Here is a 16,393-nt window from a genome sequence, read left to right as displayed (position 1 = left end):
GAAAATGTTATGAAGAAAAAAAGGGTATTTCATGGAATATGGATTTTGGTTATGAGTGTTGTAACGGTAATCATGTTAATACCAATTATTATGATGTTTACAACATCATTTAAAACAATGGAAGAAATCAAATCTCCGGCATTTCATCTGATTCCAGCAAATTTTTCGCTGGTTAACTATTTTAATGCGATGGCTGTCGGTGACTGGACTGTTTATTTCCGTAATTCAATCTGCATTACTCTGGCGGCTGTCATTTTTTCCTTATTATTTAATTCTATTGCCGGATATGCATTTGCAAGGCTTCGGTTTCCGGGTTCAAAAATTTTGTTTACCCTTTTATTAATAGGACTTATGATGCCGCCCCAGGTAACTATGCTGCCGACATTCCTGATTATGGCCAAGTTTCCCATGATGGGCGGAAATAATCTTTTTGGCGTAGGAGGGACCGGAATGATTAATACTTATGCCGGACTTGTGATTCCTTTAGTATCTGGTTCTTTCGGCGTATTTTTATGCAAACAGTTTTATGAGAATTTTCCAAGGTCTCTGGATGAGGCAGCCGAAATTGATGGGACTAATAAATGGCAAACTTACTTTCAGATCTATCTGCCTAATTCCAAAGCAATACTTGCGACACTGGGATTATTAAAAGGGGTATCGGTATGGAATGATTATTTATGGCCATTGGTTATGACAAATTCGGAAAAAATGAAAACCTTACAACTGGCACTTACCATGTTTAAATCGGATAGTTACATACAGTGGAATCAAATGATGGCGGCAGCCGTATTAATCGTACTGCCAATGATTCTATTATTTTTGTTTTCACAAAAATATTTTGTTCAAGGCATTGTTACATCCGGGCTTAAATAAAAATAATTACTGTGCTTCTTACCCAATTATTTTTGGTGCCGCAGAAGCGGCATCATGAAGGAAAAGTTGAAAGAAAATATAAAACATAGAAAGGAAGCCACAAGGAGATTCTTTCAACCTATTTTTATGTGGCAGTATCGCAGGCAGGCCTGCGATATGCAATTGGTGTAAAATATGGAAAGACCCAATATTTTATTTTATTTTACCGATCAGCAAAGAGCAGATACATTGGGCTGTTACGGACAGAAATTAGAGATTAGTCCCAATTTAGATCGTCTGGCAAAGAATGGAGTACTGTTTGAAGAAGCGTACACCGCCCAGCCTGTCTGCGGACCTTGCAGGGCAATATTCCAGACAGGTAAGTACCCGACGGAGATAAAGTGTTACCGTAATGCCAGAGCATTGCCTCTTAATGTGAAAACGGTAGCGGATTATTTAAATGAAGCCGGTTATGATACGGCATATGTGGGAAAGTGGCATCTGGCAAGCCAAAAAGATAGTAATGAAGCAAAGTCGGTTGTTGATTATGAAACAAAAGCCATTCCCCCTGAAAGAAGGGGAGGATATAAGGGATTCTGGAGAGCTGCAGATGTTCTGGAGTTTACATCCCATGGATATGACGGGTTTGTCTTTGATGAAAATATGAACCGGTGTGATTTTAAGGGATACCGCGTGGATTGTATCACTGATTTTGCATTGGAATATCTAGATTATTATGATGGAGAAAAACCATTTTTTCTGACAATATCCCATATTGAACCCCATCACCAGAATGATAGAAAATGTTATGAAGGGCCGATTGGTTCGAAAGAGTGCTTTCATAATTATGAACTTCCCGGAGATCTAAAGGCCCTTGGCGGTGATGCAAAAGAGATGTATCCGGACTATCTTGGGTGTTGTAAGAGTTTAGATGATAATTTAGGACGAATTATTGATAAGCTGAAAGAAAAAGGGATCTATGATAATACGATTATAATCTATAGTTCGGATCATGGATCGCATTTTAAGACAAGAAACCTGGATTCCCATATGCTCGGTGGTGATGATTACAAACGTTCCTGCCATTCATCCTGTTTAAAAGTGCCGTTAGTCATAGCAGGTCCTGGGTTCAGGGGCGGAAAACGGGTAAAAGAATTGGTCAGCACCTGCAGTCTTCCGAAAACATTTTTAGCATTAGCAGGGATAGATGTTAAAAATGCTATGATAGGAGAGAATCTGAAGATGGTGGCGGATGGCAGAATACTGGGCAGGATTAACCGTGTTTTCGCTCAGATCAGTGAGAGCCGTGTGGGCCGCTGCATCCATACGGAAGATTTTCTGTATAGCGTTTATGCACCCGGAATGGACGGATGGGAAACGGGAAGCAGTGATTATTATGAAGAAGATTTCCTATATGATTTAAGAAAAGATCCATTTGAATTAAATAATCTGGTAAATGATAAAAGATATACAGAAATTAGAAGGAAATTGGCAGAGCAGTTAATAGAAGAAATGGTAAATGCAGGTGAAAAGGCTCCTGTTATTAAGCCGCAGTCCCTATGAATTGTTTTACCTTTTAAAATATTAGGAATAGCGAAAGGAGCTTTTGGCATGGCAATGCGGGAGTTCCTTTTTTAGTGGTATGGTATATTCTGCTAAAAAATCGTCTAAAATAAGACTAATACATATAATAGCCGAAGTTATATTGACTGCAAGTTGAACATCAGCTATAATATAATAAGTAGTTATTTTGTCACTGTTCACAGGCAACAACGCGACGTGTTTTTGTGAGTGTAGCGAAGCGAAAGCCACAGAAAACCGGGCGGTTTATTCCAGTTATATCAGCACCTATATTGAGCGGGATGTAAAAGAGATATCCGGTACCATTGATTCACTTAAATTTATGAATTTCATCACATCAGCTGCAGCCTTGTGCGGACAGATGGTGAACTATAAGACCATCTCTGATGCTGCTGGGATTGACCAGGTTACCACAAAAAACTGGCTTGGGATTTTAGAGAGACTGGGCATTGTTTTTTATCTTCACCCATATTCCAACTATATGCTTAAGCGCATGGTAACGAAACCAAAGCTTTATTTCTATGACTGTGGCTTAGTAGCGTACCTAACCAAATGGAGCAGCAGCGATACCCTGATGAATGGAGCTATGAGCGGTGCGATTCTTGAAAATTTTACGGTATCGGAGATTGTCAAGAGCTATCAGAACTGCGGTCGGGAAGTCTTTATTTATTATTATCGTGATAAGGATACAAAAGAGATTGACATTCTGCTGGAGGACAGCGGTAAGTTGTATCCCATGGAAATTAAGAAAGCGGCTACACCTCAAAGCCAGCTCACTCGCGTGTTCAGGGTAATTGATAAGGCGAGTCTGGAGCGTGGTACAGGGGCTGTATTATGTACGACAGACAGGTTGTCGGCATTTGACAGCCAGAATTTAATTGTGCCAGTTTGGGGGATATAAAACCTTGGTTATCAGGGGAGGCAGTCCGCCAGCTAAAGGGTAAAGGATATACGGATAGAGAGGCAAAAGAAAAAATAGCTTCTGTTGTTCTTGGTGATATCTATGATATCTTAAGTGGCGGTAAGAAATTTGATGAAGATGCTTATAACAGTAAATTGAAACTCCTGGTAGAAGAAACAGTGATGCATTGCAGAAGCTGGGACGGAAAGAAGAAAGCAGAAAGTGGTTTGAGGATTGGTTTGGAGAGGAAAGGGATAATCCTGACTGTATAGATTCCTATCTATGGTTTCTGTTAGGAGAAGAAGATATAAACGGAGCGAGAAAGCTGATTGAGGAAGCCATACCTATAGATATGGTATGTAATATGGATAATCAGATGTTATTTTACAGAGCCGCTGCTTTTTATGAAACAATTAAGGAAACGGAAAATTCCAAAATGTACAGGGATAAGGCAGAAGATTTTCACAAGAAATTTCTTGAAAATCCATTACTTTTTAGCGATGATTCCGAGGATTATGTTTTTTTCCGGTGCAAAAGCCGGTAGTTAAGGATAAGAAAAAATACCCTAACGATCCCTGCCCCTGCGGTTCAGGAAAGAAGTATAAAAAATGCTGCGGAAAATAAGGGTCAAAAGTTGAATGGTAATTTCGCCCTGACAAAGTCCACAAAAAAGTAAAATCTGACCGGTTTCAGTTTACCAGTCAGATTTTATTATATACTTATGCATATTAATAACTGTAACTTACCCTCTCATATTTAAAAGCTTCTGTTTCAGTTCATTTTCAATACGGTTTAATTCCACTTCAGCTTCTTTTCTCTTTTGGCGGCCTTCTGTCTGGATGCGGAGTACTTCATCCAGAGTTGAAATTAAGGACTCGTTGGTAGTCTTGAGGGTTTCAATATCTACGATACCGCGTTCCGATTCTTTGGCTGTCTCAATGGTGGCCATCTTGAGAGTGGCAGCATTTTTCTTAAGTAATTCATTTGTCATGTCGGTTACTTCCCTCTGCGCTCTTGCAGCCTGGCCGGAATGAGCGACACCAAGGGCAAGAACCATCTGACTTTTCCAAAGAGGTATGGTATTTACAATAGTAGATTGTATCTTCTCTGCCATCATAGTATCATTTCCCTGAACCAGACGAATCTGGGGAGCCATCTGAATAGAAATCATTCTGGTTAATTCCAGATCATGTATTTTCTTTTCAAACCTGTTTATAATAGCATTTAGATCATTTACAGCCTGTGCATCTTCGGGAAGACCGGTTCTGCCTGACTTTTCAACCAGTCTCGGAAGTTCTTCGTTTTGAACCAGGGCCAGTTTCTTTTTTCCGGCCAAAATGTACATGGAAAGCTCTTTAAAGTAGGTTTTATTTATTTCATACATCTTGTCCAACATGGCTACATCTTTTAGTAATTGCATCTGATGTGACTCCAGTACCTGGCAGATTTTATTAACATTCACTTCCGCTTTATCATATTTGGCTTTCATAGCGGTAATCTTATTGGAGGTTTTCTTAAATAAGCCTAAAAAACCTTTTTCGTCCGTTTCGGAATCAAAACTTTTCAATTCCAATACGACGGAGGAAAGCATCTCCCCAATTTCGCCTAAATCTTTTGTCTTAACGTTATTAAGGGCAGACTCGGAAAAATCTGCAATTTTTTTCTGGGCACCAACACCATACTGCAGGATAAGACTTGATTGGGTTAAATCAATTTTACCGGCAAAGTCATTAACCATCTTTTGCTCTTCCGGAGACAGAGTACTTTCATCAAATTCAACGACCTCCGGTTTTGCCGTTTCCTGATTAACTAATTGAGTTTCGGACGTTTCTTCACCGAAAGGGTCAAAGGTTAAGGTCGGAGCTTCGTTTTTCAATAATTCATCATTCATAATTATACCCATTTTATAACACATCATTTTACGGACGTGTTAACGCCACATACTAATAGATTCAGACAAAACATGTTTTCTATTGTTCGATTATCATAAATAAAGGCAGAAAGAATCGATTGTGGCATTCCTTTCTTTTTAATATTTTCTATTCTAAATGAATCCATAGTTTTATTTCATCTTAAAATCTTCCTTTGTCAATCCTTCCTGGGCAAGCATGGTCTCTAACACGGATATGTCGGTCGAGACATCCATTGCTGCATCTTCAAAAAGGCTGTCCAATAATTTCTCAAATGCAAGATTAATTGTATCCAAGGTAGCTTCAATTTCACTTTTTGCCGAAGTAATATTGGCACCCTGTACGGACTGGTTATCAAATTCCCTGTATGCATTGACTAATTTTAACGTGGTAGGAAGATAATAATCCATAAACTTTTCGATTTCCGTAAGCTGTTCGGGATGAAGCTCCACATATTTAAATATTTTACTGATTACATCTTCCAAACGGTCTAACTTACCGGAGATCTCTTCACCTGGAATTGCGTCATTCGCTTCCCGTATCTTATAAATACAGTTTCTTCCGTTCTCAATGGTTTTTCTTAGTTCAGCGTTGGTACTACCTTGTTTTGCAGAGGGGTTCACGGATGGCGTCTGTTCATTAACCTGTCTTGCTGCGCTTTTATTGTTCTGTTCCTCCAGATTTTTTATTTGTATATTCTTTTGGAGTTCCAGATATTGTGCATAACTTTCACGGTTAAGCATAATGCAGGTTTCCTGCTCATCAATACGGCCCTCGGGAAACATACCTAAGGATATCATTTTCCGTAAATCCTTAAGAACAAACTTCTGGCTTAATAAGGTATTGGCTGATAATTCCTTAACAGAATAATAACTGCGGTTTTCGATTACACCCAAATAGCGGCGGAATCTCCTAAGGCGTTTCCGAAGCATGGAACCTCTTGCCATTATAAAAACACTGATAAAAAATATGGGTAAGAGACTTAAAGCGATAGTTCCGAAGAAATTCAGGTTACCGGTTAACTGGCCGATGATAGCTAAAACAAATGCTGCGATTCCTGCTCCGGCTGTACCTATACTACCGAACACAGTAAAAAGGATACCGGATACTTTCCCTACATAAACTCTGGGATAACAGTATCGGTTTTTGTCTTTCGGTTGTACACGATACGAATTACGAACTTCAGATCGGTAAGGTGACTGTTCGGTTCTTTGGCGGGTAAATGCAGGATCACTTTGGTTATTTTGCCTGCGAGACCGCCATTCATTTGTGTCTGTCCGGTTCCGACGTTGGTTACCTATGGTTATATCCCAATCCATTTTGCCGCCGTTTATGTCCTGGTTCTGCCGGTCTCTGTTTAAACCCAATGCACCTCGTACCTCATCTAAAGCACCATTTACCGTATTACCTATATCTTTGTTTAATTGTTGGAAGTTCATCGTACTAACTGCATCCTGGACGATGTCTTTAATTTCGTCCCCTAAATTTGAAAAGTTATTTCTGCTCATATTAATTCCTCCGCTATATCATATAAATATAACTAGTCCTATTATATCGTATTCTGACGGAATTGACAATTTTATTAACATTAAAATTTTCTGAAAAATTAGGCAATCGATAGTCGGGGGCATTTATATGGCATATAAAATAATAAAAAAGTAGAAATTAGTTGTCTGTTGGGCTTATTTTAGTCTCAATAATATGTTTAGTAAGAAAAAATTGGATTCCGAGCAAACAGTAATAAATACTATTGATACTAATAGAAAAAGGATGAAAAGATTATATTTAGAATTTTCTGGGTGCGGCGGAGATGTTCGTTAGGGGATACCGCTTTATCCCCTTAGAATTCCGTTGTCCATCTCATAAACTCTGTCACATAAGACCTCGATGTCCTCGTGATTATGACTGGCGATAATCAACGTCTTGCCCTCACCTTTCAATTTGAGGAAAAGCTCCCGCATTTCGGCAACTCCGTTATTATCCAATCCATTCATTGGCTCATCCAATATCAGAATATCCGGATGCTCCATAATAGCCTGCGCGATTCCAAGCCGCTGACGCATACCAAGTGAATAACGGCCAACGTGCTTTTTACTGTCGGGATCAAGTCCAACCATTATCATTGCTTCCTTTACTTCCTTTATTCCGATTTGCCTGTTGATGGAAGCAAGGTGTTTTAGATTGGCAATTCCCGATATGGTACGTAAGAAGCCAGGAGATTCGATAATAAAGCCAATGCCTTTCGGAAACTGTGAACCGTATCGTACCTGCTTGCCTTGCACAAATATTTTACCGCTTGTGGGTGGAACAAAACCACAAATGCACTTCATCAGCATGGTTTTGCCGGAACCATTGCGGCCGACAAGACCATAAATGCTGCCGGATGGGAAATCTACACTGATATTGTTTAGTACCTTTTGCGTTTTGAATTGCTTTGTAACACTTTGAACAGATATGATATTATCCATAAAGATTACCTCCTCTTTTCAGTTTTTGGAGACCCAGGGCTGCCAGGTACTGTATTTTTTCACCAAAGGCGCAAGTAAACAGCAGAATACCGAGGGTGATGATGAAAAAACGAATGGAATAATGAAGTGTAATACCACCTAATTGTCTATTAAGCCCTGTCAATGAAGCAAGCTGTGCCAAAGTAAGGGGCGAAAACTTATAGGATGAAAGAGCCCCTTCATTGGCAATAGTAATATCCATGAGCACAAAGCCGGCCGAAGCAAAGGTTCCAATCGGCTTTAAAGTCAAGAGATTACCGGAATAAATAAGCAGTCCCAGCCATGCTGCACATACCCATTCCAAAAGAAAAGTGTAAACCATTGCCTTTAGCGGCAGATAGGCTCCAATCAGATAATCACTGACCCGAAAAGCAACACCGTATTGACTGCCTATATTTGTTTTTCCCAAAGTATTTATAATCTTGCCCCAGCTTTCTCCAAACTCCAAATGGGGAAACAGGGCAAAGGTGCTAACCATCATTATCATCAATATAAAGAGAAAGGAAAGCGCGATAATATATATGGCATGACCCATTGTCCATGACAACCGGCCAGAGCGATATTTAAAGTACATGGTCACATCGTCAGTAAATGGTGCATCACAAAACAGTACTATGACTGCGCCCATAAAAACAAGCTGGCAGATAAAATCATTTACCAGATGTGGAAATAAATAAGGGCGGCATGGAATACCCAGTGAAGCTGACATTTCAGAAACATTTTCGATATTGGAATATACGAAGATTGCTGTCAGTATAAAAATAAGCGGAATTCGAGCAGACGAAAAAGAAAAGCGAAAGCGGTATGAAAATACACGCAGGCATTTAACTAAGACCATCTTGTCCCCTCCTTATTACCTTGCGGGTAAATAAAAATGTACAACACGTGATAATCAGTAAAATTAATAATCCTAAAAGCAGTAATGATATATGGTAGCTTCCCCATTGACCACGCCCGTAAAGCAGCATTTCCAACCGGTAATTGTTTGGTAAGCGCAGAAAACGGGAAATCTGTATTTGCAAAAAGCACAGCAAAAAAGGTGAAGCGATTACGACATAAGTATCTGTTACGAATGCGGATATTGCACAAGCCAAAGTTCCCCACAACATGCCTGTAAGAAACATCAGAAACAACACTGCTGCAAAATAGGGTATGCCGCCGCCGGATTTCAGCAACTCATAATAAGGAATCCATTGATTTTCCACTAAGTCAGAAGGAATAGTCAATTGTAAACGAGTTGAAAGGATGAATAAGAAAATCAAGCTGCCTGCAAAAAGTGCAAGCCCGCCGGAAGCGGCACTGATAATTATTTTGGAAAGGCAATATTCCCGCCGTCCCGTTCGGCTTATGAGATATAGTGTCATTCCAGATTGCCGTTCGGTTATATACCCTGCAGAGAACGGAAGGGCTGCTATCATGGCAGACAAATAACGCGTGAATACGCCGCCGAAAGCTACCGCGTTAAAGTAAAAATAAAACACACTGGTGGCATCATGTGCCATGTCAGGATTGATGAAAAGAGCATTTATCAAAGCACTGTAGTTATCAAACACAAAGTCTGCAATCACAGCAAGTACTGCAAACAAAAAGGGCAGGCGAAATGCTCTTTTTGCATCCGCTTTGAGTATACGGATAAAAACCTTACCCTCCATAAGCTAAGTCCTTTCCTGTGATGGCATTGAACCGCTCCGCACTGTCATATTCTCTTTCGTCCAGCTTATCGGTTGCTTCGTCAAAGCTTGCCAGGCGGAAACACCAATAGGGTGTCAAAGTAACTGGTGCGCCGGGCTTTTGAGTATTGTTATCGGATTGTGGAATATATTCCAACCAAACCTCGGTAATGCATTGTTTGCCAAATCGAATGGTATCTTCGTATTTCTCCACAAGCTTACTAAGAGCTTTATCCGCAGAAATAATTGCTTGGGGCTTTGAAGCAGTTCCGTTTGCACTAACACCACCCTCCAGTGAAAAATACCGCAAGCCTTTTGCTGTTACCAACATAGCTGCTTTTGCAGATGGAGGAGCAAGACCATCACTTGCAGAAGATATGGACGGCTCATTGTCCTGATTAAAGATTGGAATATCCTGATATTGAAGGGAGAAGGTGAGAAGGTACGCATCATCGTCTGCATCCAGATCATTTAGGATAGTTGTTTTTCCTATGTCTACGCCTTCCTTATAGCTGCTGTCCTTGAGAAGCTCCTTTTGCCAGTTCATAATTTCCTCAGCCTTAAGGCCCACGATTTGCCCGGATTTAATATCAGGATTACTTATAAGGCCTAATTTTTGAATCAAATCTTCTCCTTGTTTTACTGCTTCCTTTGGGGACATAAAAGACAAGGACCTGGGTCCTTTCTGGGGGTGTACACGGCCGTATCTTTGAAGCACATCAAATATGTCTTGATCCTTTGCCGAGTTTCCCGAATCAAAGGAAAGCTGCCCACTGCGATGGAAGATTTCCTGACCACCTTTCATGGTAAGGAGAAATCCTTTGGGGTCATAGTGGTCCTTTGTTTGTGTTCCGATTTTTTTCTTCCCTTCCGATAAAAACAAGGCAATCGCATCGTTTGGAGTTATTGTTAAAGGGTTTGCCTGATAAGTAGGCAGGGAGGAAACATCAGATATTGGAATATCCGCGTCAATTTCCAAACCATCACACAGTTTTTTTGTCATGTGGGTTGGTTCGGATCTGTTAATGGTGGGACTGTTTGCTTCACCGGGAGTAACCTCTTTGCCGTGAGCAGGTGGCATATCCGTTACATTAGGTGTTTTTTTACAGGCGGTTAACTCTAGTAAAGATATACAAAGCAGAATCAGTAAAATTGTTTTTTTCATATAAAAAACCCTCCTTATTTGTTCTTGACTTTATGATATAAAAGACACCTGAACAAAATAGGAGGGTAAATCTTATCAAATTCTTAACTTTCGAATTTTACTTTGGCAGACAAATGTCAAAAGCTGTACCGTCTGCTGTCTGCCGTGCGGTAAGCGTTCCGCCATGCAATTCTACAATACGCCGGCTGATAGGTAAGCCTAAGCCCGCACCACCCGTTCTGCTGGCACGAGATTTTTCAAGCCGGTAAAGTTTGTCAAAGATGTTCTCAAGTTCACTGGAAGGGATTGGGTTTGCGTGAGTGATAAAGGAGATATAGATATTCTTATCATCCTTTGTTGTTTCAATGTCGATATATTTCCCTTCCTTTGCATAGCGGATGGCATTGCCAATTAAATTATCAAATGCTCTGGCCATTAAATCCCCATCTGCTTGAATGGTGGGAATAGCTTTATCTATATTGAGGCGGATTTCCATGCCCGCATCATTAAGCTGAGGATACAGTTCATCCTGCTTCTGACAGAGAAATTTCGCGAGGTTAATCTCTTTTTTGTTCACCGTGATCGTGTCCATTGCGAAGTTGGCAACGTCAAAAAGGGATTCAACAAGGTTTTCTAACTGCTTTGATTTTTCAAAGGCAATTGTCGCATATTTTGCGGAGAGTTCTGAATCAAGCTGTTTTTCGCTGATAAATGCCAGGTAGCCGATAATTGATGTGAGAGGTGTTCTTAAATCATGGGCGATATTTATGATAAAATCGTTCTTAGCTTGTTCGACTTCCTTACTTTCGCCTTGGCTGTCCTGCACCTGTACAGCTAAGGCGTTGATACCCTGTTCAATTTGACCTAAGCTATCCTTATATTCATTTGGCAGCAGTACGCGGTAACTGCCCTCACGCATTTGCGAAACGGCAGTTAAGATTCCATCCATGCGCTTTGTTGTCCGTCTGGTAAAAACCCACATAAGGACAACTGCAAACAGTAAGGTCACGGTGATATAAACAAGGCACCAGCCAGGAGAAAAAATGCCTTCTGCAACCGATACAAGCCATAGCACTTCTATGCGCACAAGGGCATTGTCAAAGAGTTTATAATACCCGTATGCAAGCAGCAATGTTGTGAGACCACCAAGAAACAGGCTGATTATAGCGTACACTAATATTTTTATCGTAAATTTCCAAAATCTATTTTTCAATTTTATACCCCACTCCCCATACGGTATGGATATATTTCTGTTTGCGGGCGTCATCTCCTAATTTCTCCCGCAGCTTTCTAATGTGCACCATTATTGTATTGTCCTGTTCATAGGCTGCTTCTTTCCAGACACTTTCAAAGATAGCCTCCGAGCTGAAAACCTGTCCCCGGTTTTGCACCAGCAGCAGGAGAATGTCAAACTCCTTGGGTGTAAGTTGGCAGGGTATGTCCCCTTTCGTAACCGTGTGTTCCAGAGTGTTGATAATTAAATCCTTAATGACAATCGTCTGTCCATGGTTTGTGTTGTGAGGATTAAGCTGGGTGAATCTGCGCATCTGTGCCTTGATTCGGGCAACCAATTCCAAAGGGTGAAAGGGCTTTGTGATGTAATCATCCGCACCGATTGTCAGGCCTTGCACTTTGTCTATGGGATTTGTTTTGGCAGTTACCATAATGATAGGTATATTGGAGTGCTCACGCAGGTTTTTACAAATGGTCAAACCATCAATTTCAGGCATCATAATGTCCAGCACTAAAAGAGAAATATCATGATAGTGCAAAAATTCCGTACACTCTTTCCCATCATACGCTTTTAAGATTTCGTAGTTTTCGCTTGCTAGATAAAGCTCTATCAAGTCCACGATTTCCCGGTCATCATCTACAATTAAAACTTTTGGTCGATCCAATTCGTTTGCTCCTCTCAAAAATATCATCTTAGTCACTTACTATACCTGGTTCGAAAGCTTTTTACCCATGTATTAGCATATTAGCAGTCTTAGGATAGGCCACAAGCACCTTACATATCACACCGTTATGCATTTATTCCTGCAGAGTTATTCTATTTCTCTCTCTGATATGCTCAATTTCGTTACATCACAAAATGTGATATAATCCAGGTATCATGTTAGCTTCCGGTATACTTTATAGTAATTCTATACGCACCTGCCTATAATGTCAACTTGTTTGAGAACTCTGTGTGTTTGCCGTGATTAATAGGGTTGGAGTTGTCAGAATTTCAGTGTTATGTTAGAATAACCGTATGAAACAACCATTTGCAGCATAGAGGGGGGAGAGTATGGATGCCGGATATAAACAAAATAAAATCTAAGTTTTTCACTTATCTTGATGTTATGAAAGCATTTCACATCAGTGATTATGTTGAGTTAAAAGCAATCATTGAAGAATGGATAGCAGAGGACAAAATCATACCGGTTAAAAAAAGAGGTATGACTTCTTTTATACCAAGGATCTATTCCGAATATAAGAAAGTGACCAAAAAGGAAGATTATAAGGAATATGAAAAAGAGATCAGAAAGCTTCACCCGGATATGGATATTACAAGGTATTTAAAGAATCCAAAGCAGTTTATAGAAAATAAGGAAAAAATTATAAAATTAAGTGAGTATCTATGGAATAACAGGGAAACATTGAGTTATAACATGTCCGTAAAGGAACGTTCCTATGATATATGGAGGAATGAAAAATTTTTGGAATCGGCAGCAGGGAAACAGATTTGTTCCTGGAACCATTTAAATAATGATTATCTGAATTGTTTTTATGCGCCGGAATCCTTTTTCTTCCTGGATTTGCATGTAAATTCCCCCATAGTTACCGCTCTTGTCATAGAAAATAAAGATACCTGGTATTCGTTAGGTAAATCCTTAAAACAATCGGAAAAGAAAATTTTATTTGACGTCCAAATAGATATTATCATATATGGAGAGGGAAATAAAGCGACAAAACCGGAGGCGCTTGGTAAGTTTATGGATGAAATTACCGACCGGCCTTATCGGATTTTATATGCAGGTGATATCGATATTGCAGGAATCGATATGTTATACCGATGTTTGAATAATAACAGGGAGGGCAGTATAAAACCTTTTGTACGGCTCTATAAGCATATGCTAAAGAAAGCAATATATGAGGATTTAGAGCCAACGGATGATAACAGGGGAATAATTTACGATAAATGTTTTCTCGATTATTTCACAGAAAATGAAGAAATGCTTATAAAGCGGGTGCTGGATAGTAACAAACGCATCCCCCAGGAGATATTAAATTACAGGGATTATTTAAAGCTTGTAAGATAATATGTTGTTATCAGCTCCTGAATAAGATATTGGGTTTTGATATAATGAAAGCTGAATATGAAACGGTGGGTTTGTTCATAAGTTACAGCAGCATGATTACAAACATGATTTATACTTATGAAATAATATCGGCAGACCTTATGACAGCGAAAAACGAAGTGAGTACGCATTATCGATGTGGAGCATTGCTATCATATGATTTCGCGGATAGGATATAAAGAGGAAATATAATGTTCGATTATTTAGAGGGTTTTGAAAAAAGGATGGAATTTGTTGCAGTGGTGGAATCCATTGTAAACAGGAAAAATAAAAATCAGGAGATTGAGAGTTGGTTTAAAGAAAATGAGCTGGATAATCTCTTTTTTACGTTGCTTATTTTTATTATGGAACAGACGTTAAGCGAGAATGATGACTGTACTCTTCAAAATATGACAGCATTTATGGAACAGGTACTACCTTTATATAACTACCGGTTTAGTTATGATAAAGTGAAAGCTTTGACGGAGTATATGGTAAAGGATATCCTTCAGAACGGGGGAGCTGTTAAAAATTATAATGCCATGTGTTATACGGACAAGATTAAGCCGGTCAGGGTAAGACTGATAAACGATAAACTTCTTAATGATAATAGAATCATTTACCAGTTAACAGACCAGGGATATGATTTCTTGTTCCGGACGAAAGAAGTGGACAAGGAACTGGATTTTAAATTGGAACAGCTTAAATTAAAGGAACTTCTGAAACGGAAAAATTATAAGCATGCAGTTGCGTAAAGTAAAAATTTGATATCTATGCTCCGTCAAAAGAAAAAAGATCTGGAAGAGTTTATATATCGAATCAGACAGAATATTCATGAAATTGATAAAAGTGAATATGAAAAAATATTATCGGAAACATATACATTAATTGATGAAGAATATGAAGGTATGCAGGACATCAGAGTCAGTGTGGAACAGGATGAGGTCAGAATCAATTTTGAAAGGGAAGAGAACGGTTATCTTGATAACACGATGGTAAAAGCCCTTGACAGCCTTTTTGAAATTAAACGGAATATACAGATTGTTATAGCGGAACAAAGAAATCTGATTGGAAAAAGATTTTCCATGAACCAGGTTTATGAAGAGACAATTCAGAACAGTTTTTTTGCTTCAATCGTTAAACGGTATGACTTTGATAGAGAAATACTGGAACCGCTAACCCTAATTAATGAGAAAACTATTCCGTTGCTATCAGAACTTCTAGGGCCGCTGTCTTTACCGCGGCTTAAAAAGAGACTGAACCTTAACCTGATTTATGAGCGTCAGGGAAAGTTAAAAGAGATGTCCCAGGATGATTTGGAATTACCGGAGGAAGAACTCCTTGAAAGCCGGACCCTGGAGGAAATTAAATTAAAGAATGAAATTAACTTTCGTATTGTTGAAAGATTATTTAAGTATGCAGGAGATCACAAAGAGAGTTTTACTTTTGGGAAATTTTACCACTGCCTGGAAGGAAAAACAAAACGTCTTAATGTATATACGGAGAACAAACGGATTTTTTTAATTATGTTAAAGTTATATGAAATCCATGAAATCGATATTATAAAGTGGGTAAACAGGGATGAGACGGAGATTGTATCAGAGGCTAACGGAGAATTCGATTTGGCTTATAGTCTATATCATTTGGAACAGCGTAATCCGGATTTCTTTGGGGTAAGTAAACTAACATTTGAAAAAGCTGAAAAAGATAGATTAAAGCTATTAGTCCCCGCTGATTATGGGGAGGAGCTTTTAATGAATTTTATTGAAATGGATGATTTTATAATTAGACCTGTTATGAGAGAAGAAGGTGAATCTATATGATAAAAAGTGCTCTTAAGATCTATTCCAGATTATTGAAAGAGGGGCAGTTTAGCAGTGAATCGGATAGTGAACTGTTTTTGGAATATAAAAAAGAAGAGGTAAGGGAGCTCTTATCAGAACTTGAGGAAGAACTGGGATTTGAACTACTGGAGGTAGGACAGACCATTTACATGATTCCCAATTTGGAAAATGATGTATTAAGTATGAGTATGAAAGAATTGAGAGAATCCATTTCTTCCAATTCGACACTTACGGATGCTTATCTGCAGACCTATATTATAATGATAATTTTGTATTTATTTTATGGAGGGAAAAACAATAATCCCGTACAACGGGATTTTCTTCAGATAAAAGTTTTGATTGATGAGCTGGATAAACGGTTTGACGGTTATTTAAACCAATCGGACCAATTAGATTCCTATGAGGAGGAATACGGTGTTAATTTCGGTAAAATTGCGGAGTACTGGAGTAATAAGCAGGTATATGATGAGGGAAAGCTTAAGACAAAAGCAGGAACGGTAATGAAAGCCCTAAAACTGCTGGAAAGGGAAAAGCTGATTCGCCTTGTGGAAGATAACAGGGAAATACGACCGACAAAACGTCTGCATGATATTTTTGTAAATTATTATCTCCATGAAGACCGGGTTCAGGAGATACAACGTATATTTGATAAGGAGGTGTAATA

17 protein-coding genes and 1 pseudogene are annotated in these 16,393 nt (G+C 39.1%); 10 read left to right on the top strand and 8 right to left on the bottom strand.

Annotated features, from left to right (window positions below; all coding sequences use genetic code 11):
- Positions 1–9 precede the first annotated feature (9 nt).
- From RBU59_RS09630 to RBU59_RS09605, 6 genes and pseudogenes are all read left to right on the top strand, one after another.
- Positions 10–873: a carbohydrate ABC transporter permease gene (locus RBU59_RS09630; RefSeq protein ID WP_308147665.1), complete on the top strand. Its 864-nt coding sequence runs from the start codon at positions 10–12 to the stop codon at positions 871–873.
- A gap of 174 nt (positions 874–1,047) precedes the next feature.
- A complete protein-coding gene (locus tag RBU59_RS09625) occupies positions 1,048–2,415 on the top strand; it encodes a sulfatase-like hydrolase/transferase (protein WP_308147664.1) in 1,368 nt (455 codons plus the stop codon).
- A 187-nt stretch (positions 2,416–2,602) separates the two neighbouring features.
- Complete coding sequence (locus RBU59_RS09620) at positions 2,603–3,334, top strand: ATP-binding protein (RefSeq protein ID WP_330698509.1); 732 nt, start codon at positions 2,603–2,605, stop codon at positions 3,332–3,334.
- Complete coding sequence (locus RBU59_RS09615; protein ID WP_308147663.1) at positions 3,322–3,606, top strand: hypothetical protein; 285 nt, start codon at positions 3,322–3,324, stop codon at positions 3,604–3,606. The genes RBU59_RS09620 and RBU59_RS09615 overlap by 13 nt, the downstream gene beginning before the upstream one ends.
- Entirely contained in the window at positions 3,522–3,878 is a 357-nt protein-coding gene (locus RBU59_RS09610; RefSeq protein WP_308147662.1) for a hypothetical protein, read from the top strand. Before RBU59_RS09615 ends, RBU59_RS09610 begins: the two co-directional genes overlap by 85 nt.
- Positions 3,866–3,958 (top strand): annotated as a pseudogene (locus tag RBU59_RS09605) (SEC-C metal-binding domain-containing protein); the annotation flags it as partial. The gene RBU59_RS09610 and the pseudogene RBU59_RS09605, both read left to right, overlap by 13 nt.
- Before the next feature lie 118 nt (positions 3,959–4,076).
- Here the strand turns inward: RBU59_RS09605 and RBU59_RS09600 are convergent.
- The 8 genes from RBU59_RS09600 to RBU59_RS09565 form a co-directional block, all read right to left on the bottom strand.
- Positions 4,077–5,225: a toxic anion resistance protein gene (locus RBU59_RS09600; protein ID WP_308147660.1), complete on the bottom strand. Its 1,149-nt coding sequence runs from the start codon at positions 5,223–5,225 to the stop codon at positions 4,077–4,079.
- Positions 5,226–5,396: 171 nt separating this feature from the next.
- Positions 5,397–6,752, bottom strand: a complete 1,356-nt coding sequence (locus RBU59_RS09595; RefSeq protein ID WP_308147659.1) for a 5-bromo-4-chloroindolyl phosphate hydrolysis family protein — start codon at positions 6,750–6,752, stop codon at positions 5,397–5,399.
- Between the two features lie 324 nt (positions 6,753–7,076).
- The gene (locus RBU59_RS09590) at positions 7,077–7,712 is read right to left on the bottom strand and encodes an ATP-binding cassette domain-containing protein (RefSeq protein WP_308147658.1); all 636 of its coding nucleotides are present in this window, start codon (positions 7,710–7,712) and stop codon (positions 7,077–7,079) included.
- The gene (locus tag RBU59_RS09585) at positions 7,705–8,589 is read right to left on the bottom strand and encodes a hypothetical protein (RefSeq protein WP_308147657.1); all 885 of its coding nucleotides are present in this window, start codon (positions 8,587–8,589) and stop codon (positions 7,705–7,707) included. The genes RBU59_RS09590 and RBU59_RS09585 overlap by 8 nt, the downstream gene beginning before the upstream one ends.
- Entirely contained in the window at positions 8,576–9,403 is an 828-nt protein-coding gene (locus RBU59_RS09580) for a hypothetical protein (protein ID WP_308147656.1), read from the bottom strand. The genes RBU59_RS09585 and RBU59_RS09580 overlap by 14 nt, the downstream gene beginning before the upstream one ends.
- Positions 9,393–10,586 (bottom strand): hypothetical protein, encoded by a 1,194-nt coding sequence (locus RBU59_RS09575; protein WP_308147655.1) that lies wholly within the window; start codon positions 10,584–10,586, stop codon positions 9,393–9,395. Before RBU59_RS09575 ends, RBU59_RS09580 begins: the two co-directional genes overlap by 11 nt.
- A gap of 97 nt (positions 10,587–10,683) precedes the next feature.
- Entirely contained in the window at positions 10,684–11,778 is a 1,095-nt protein-coding gene (locus tag RBU59_RS09570) for a sensor histidine kinase (RefSeq protein WP_308147654.1), read from the bottom strand.
- Positions 11,768–12,490, bottom strand: a complete 723-nt coding sequence (locus RBU59_RS09565; protein ID WP_334307744.1) for a response regulator transcription factor — start codon at positions 12,488–12,490, stop codon at positions 11,768–11,770. The genes RBU59_RS09570 and RBU59_RS09565 overlap by 11 nt, the downstream gene beginning before the upstream one ends.
- Positions 12,491–12,856: 366 nt before the next feature.
- Here RBU59_RS09565 and RBU59_RS09560 point away from each other — a divergent pair, with 366 nt between their 5' ends.
- The 4 genes from RBU59_RS09560 to RBU59_RS09545 all read left to right on the top strand — a co-directional run bounded on the left by RBU59_RS09560 (position 12,857) and on the right by RBU59_RS09545 (position 16,391).
- Positions 12,857–13,867 (top strand): Wadjet anti-phage system protein JetD domain-containing protein, encoded by a 1,011-nt coding sequence (locus tag RBU59_RS09560; RefSeq protein WP_308147652.1) that lies wholly within the window; start codon positions 12,857–12,859, stop codon positions 13,865–13,867.
- A gap of 230 nt (positions 13,868–14,097) precedes the next feature.
- On the top strand, positions 14,098–14,640 hold the full coding sequence (locus RBU59_RS09555) for a hypothetical protein (RefSeq protein WP_308147651.1): 543 nt from the start codon (positions 14,098–14,100) through the stop codon (positions 14,638–14,640).
- Between the two features lie 18 nt (positions 14,641–14,658).
- Positions 14,659–15,708 (top strand): hypothetical protein, encoded by a 1,050-nt coding sequence (locus RBU59_RS09550; RefSeq protein ID WP_308147650.1) that lies wholly within the window; start codon positions 14,659–14,661, stop codon positions 15,706–15,708.
- On the top strand, positions 15,705–16,391 hold the full coding sequence (locus RBU59_RS09545; protein ID WP_308147649.1) for a DUF6063 family protein: 687 nt from the start codon (positions 15,705–15,707) through the stop codon (positions 16,389–16,391). Before RBU59_RS09550 ends, RBU59_RS09545 begins: the two co-directional genes overlap by 4 nt.
- Positions 16,392–16,393: the final 2 nt, after the last annotated feature.

Source organism: Anaerocolumna sp. MB42-C2 (genome assembly GCF_030913705.1).
Taxonomy (GTDB): domain Bacteria; phylum Bacillota; class Clostridia; order Lachnospirales; family Lachnospiraceae; genus Anaerocolumna.
Note: the sequence above shows the minus strand (reverse complement) of the source record. Positions and strands in the feature narration are given on the sequence as shown.

Excerpts from the sequence above, each read along its gene's own strand:
- RBU59_RS09630 (WP_308147665.1), top strand. The coding sequence starts at position 10 with ATGAAGAAAAAAAGGGTATTTCATGGAATATGGATTTTGGTTATGAGT.
- RBU59_RS09625 (WP_308147664.1), top strand. The coding sequence starts at position 1,048 with ATGGAAAGACCCAATATTTTATTTTATTTTACCGATCAGCAAAGAGCA.
- RBU59_RS09600 (WP_308147660.1), bottom strand. The coding sequence starts at position 5,225 with ATGAATGATGAATTATTGAAAAACGAAGCTCCGACCTTAACCTTTGAC.
- RBU59_RS09595 (WP_308147659.1), bottom strand. The coding sequence starts at position 6,752 with ATGAGCAGAAATAACTTTTCAAATTTAGGGGACGAAATTAAAGACATC.
- RBU59_RS09590 (WP_308147658.1), bottom strand. The coding sequence starts at position 7,712 with ATGGATAATATCATATCTGTTCAAAGTGTTACAAAGCAATTCAAAACG.
- RBU59_RS09585 (WP_308147657.1), bottom strand. The coding sequence starts at position 8,589 with ATGGTCTTAGTTAAATGCCTGCGTGTATTTTCATACCGCTTTCGCTTT.
- RBU59_RS09580 (WP_308147656.1), bottom strand. The coding sequence starts at position 9,403 with ATGGAGGGTAAGGTTTTTATCCGTATACTCAAAGCGGATGCAAAAAGA.
- RBU59_RS09575 (WP_308147655.1), bottom strand. The coding sequence starts at position 10,586 with ATGAAAAAAACAATTTTACTGATTCTGCTTTGTATATCTTTACTAGAG.
- RBU59_RS09565 (WP_334307744.1), bottom strand. The coding sequence starts at position 12,490 with ATGATATTTTTGAGAGGAGCAAACGAATTGGATCGACCAAAAGTTTTA.
- RBU59_RS09560 (WP_308147652.1), top strand. The coding sequence starts at position 12,857 with ATGCCGGATATAAACAAAATAAAATCTAAGTTTTTCACTTATCTTGAT.
- RBU59_RS09555 (WP_308147651.1), top strand. The coding sequence starts at position 14,098 with ATGTTCGATTATTTAGAGGGTTTTGAAAAAAGGATGGAATTTGTTGCA.
- RBU59_RS09550 (WP_308147650.1), top strand. The coding sequence starts at position 14,659 with ATGCTCCGTCAAAAGAAAAAAGATCTGGAAGAGTTTATATATCGAATC.
- RBU59_RS09545 (WP_308147649.1), top strand. The coding sequence starts at position 15,705 with ATGATAAAAAGTGCTCTTAAGATCTATTCCAGATTATTGAAAGAGGGG.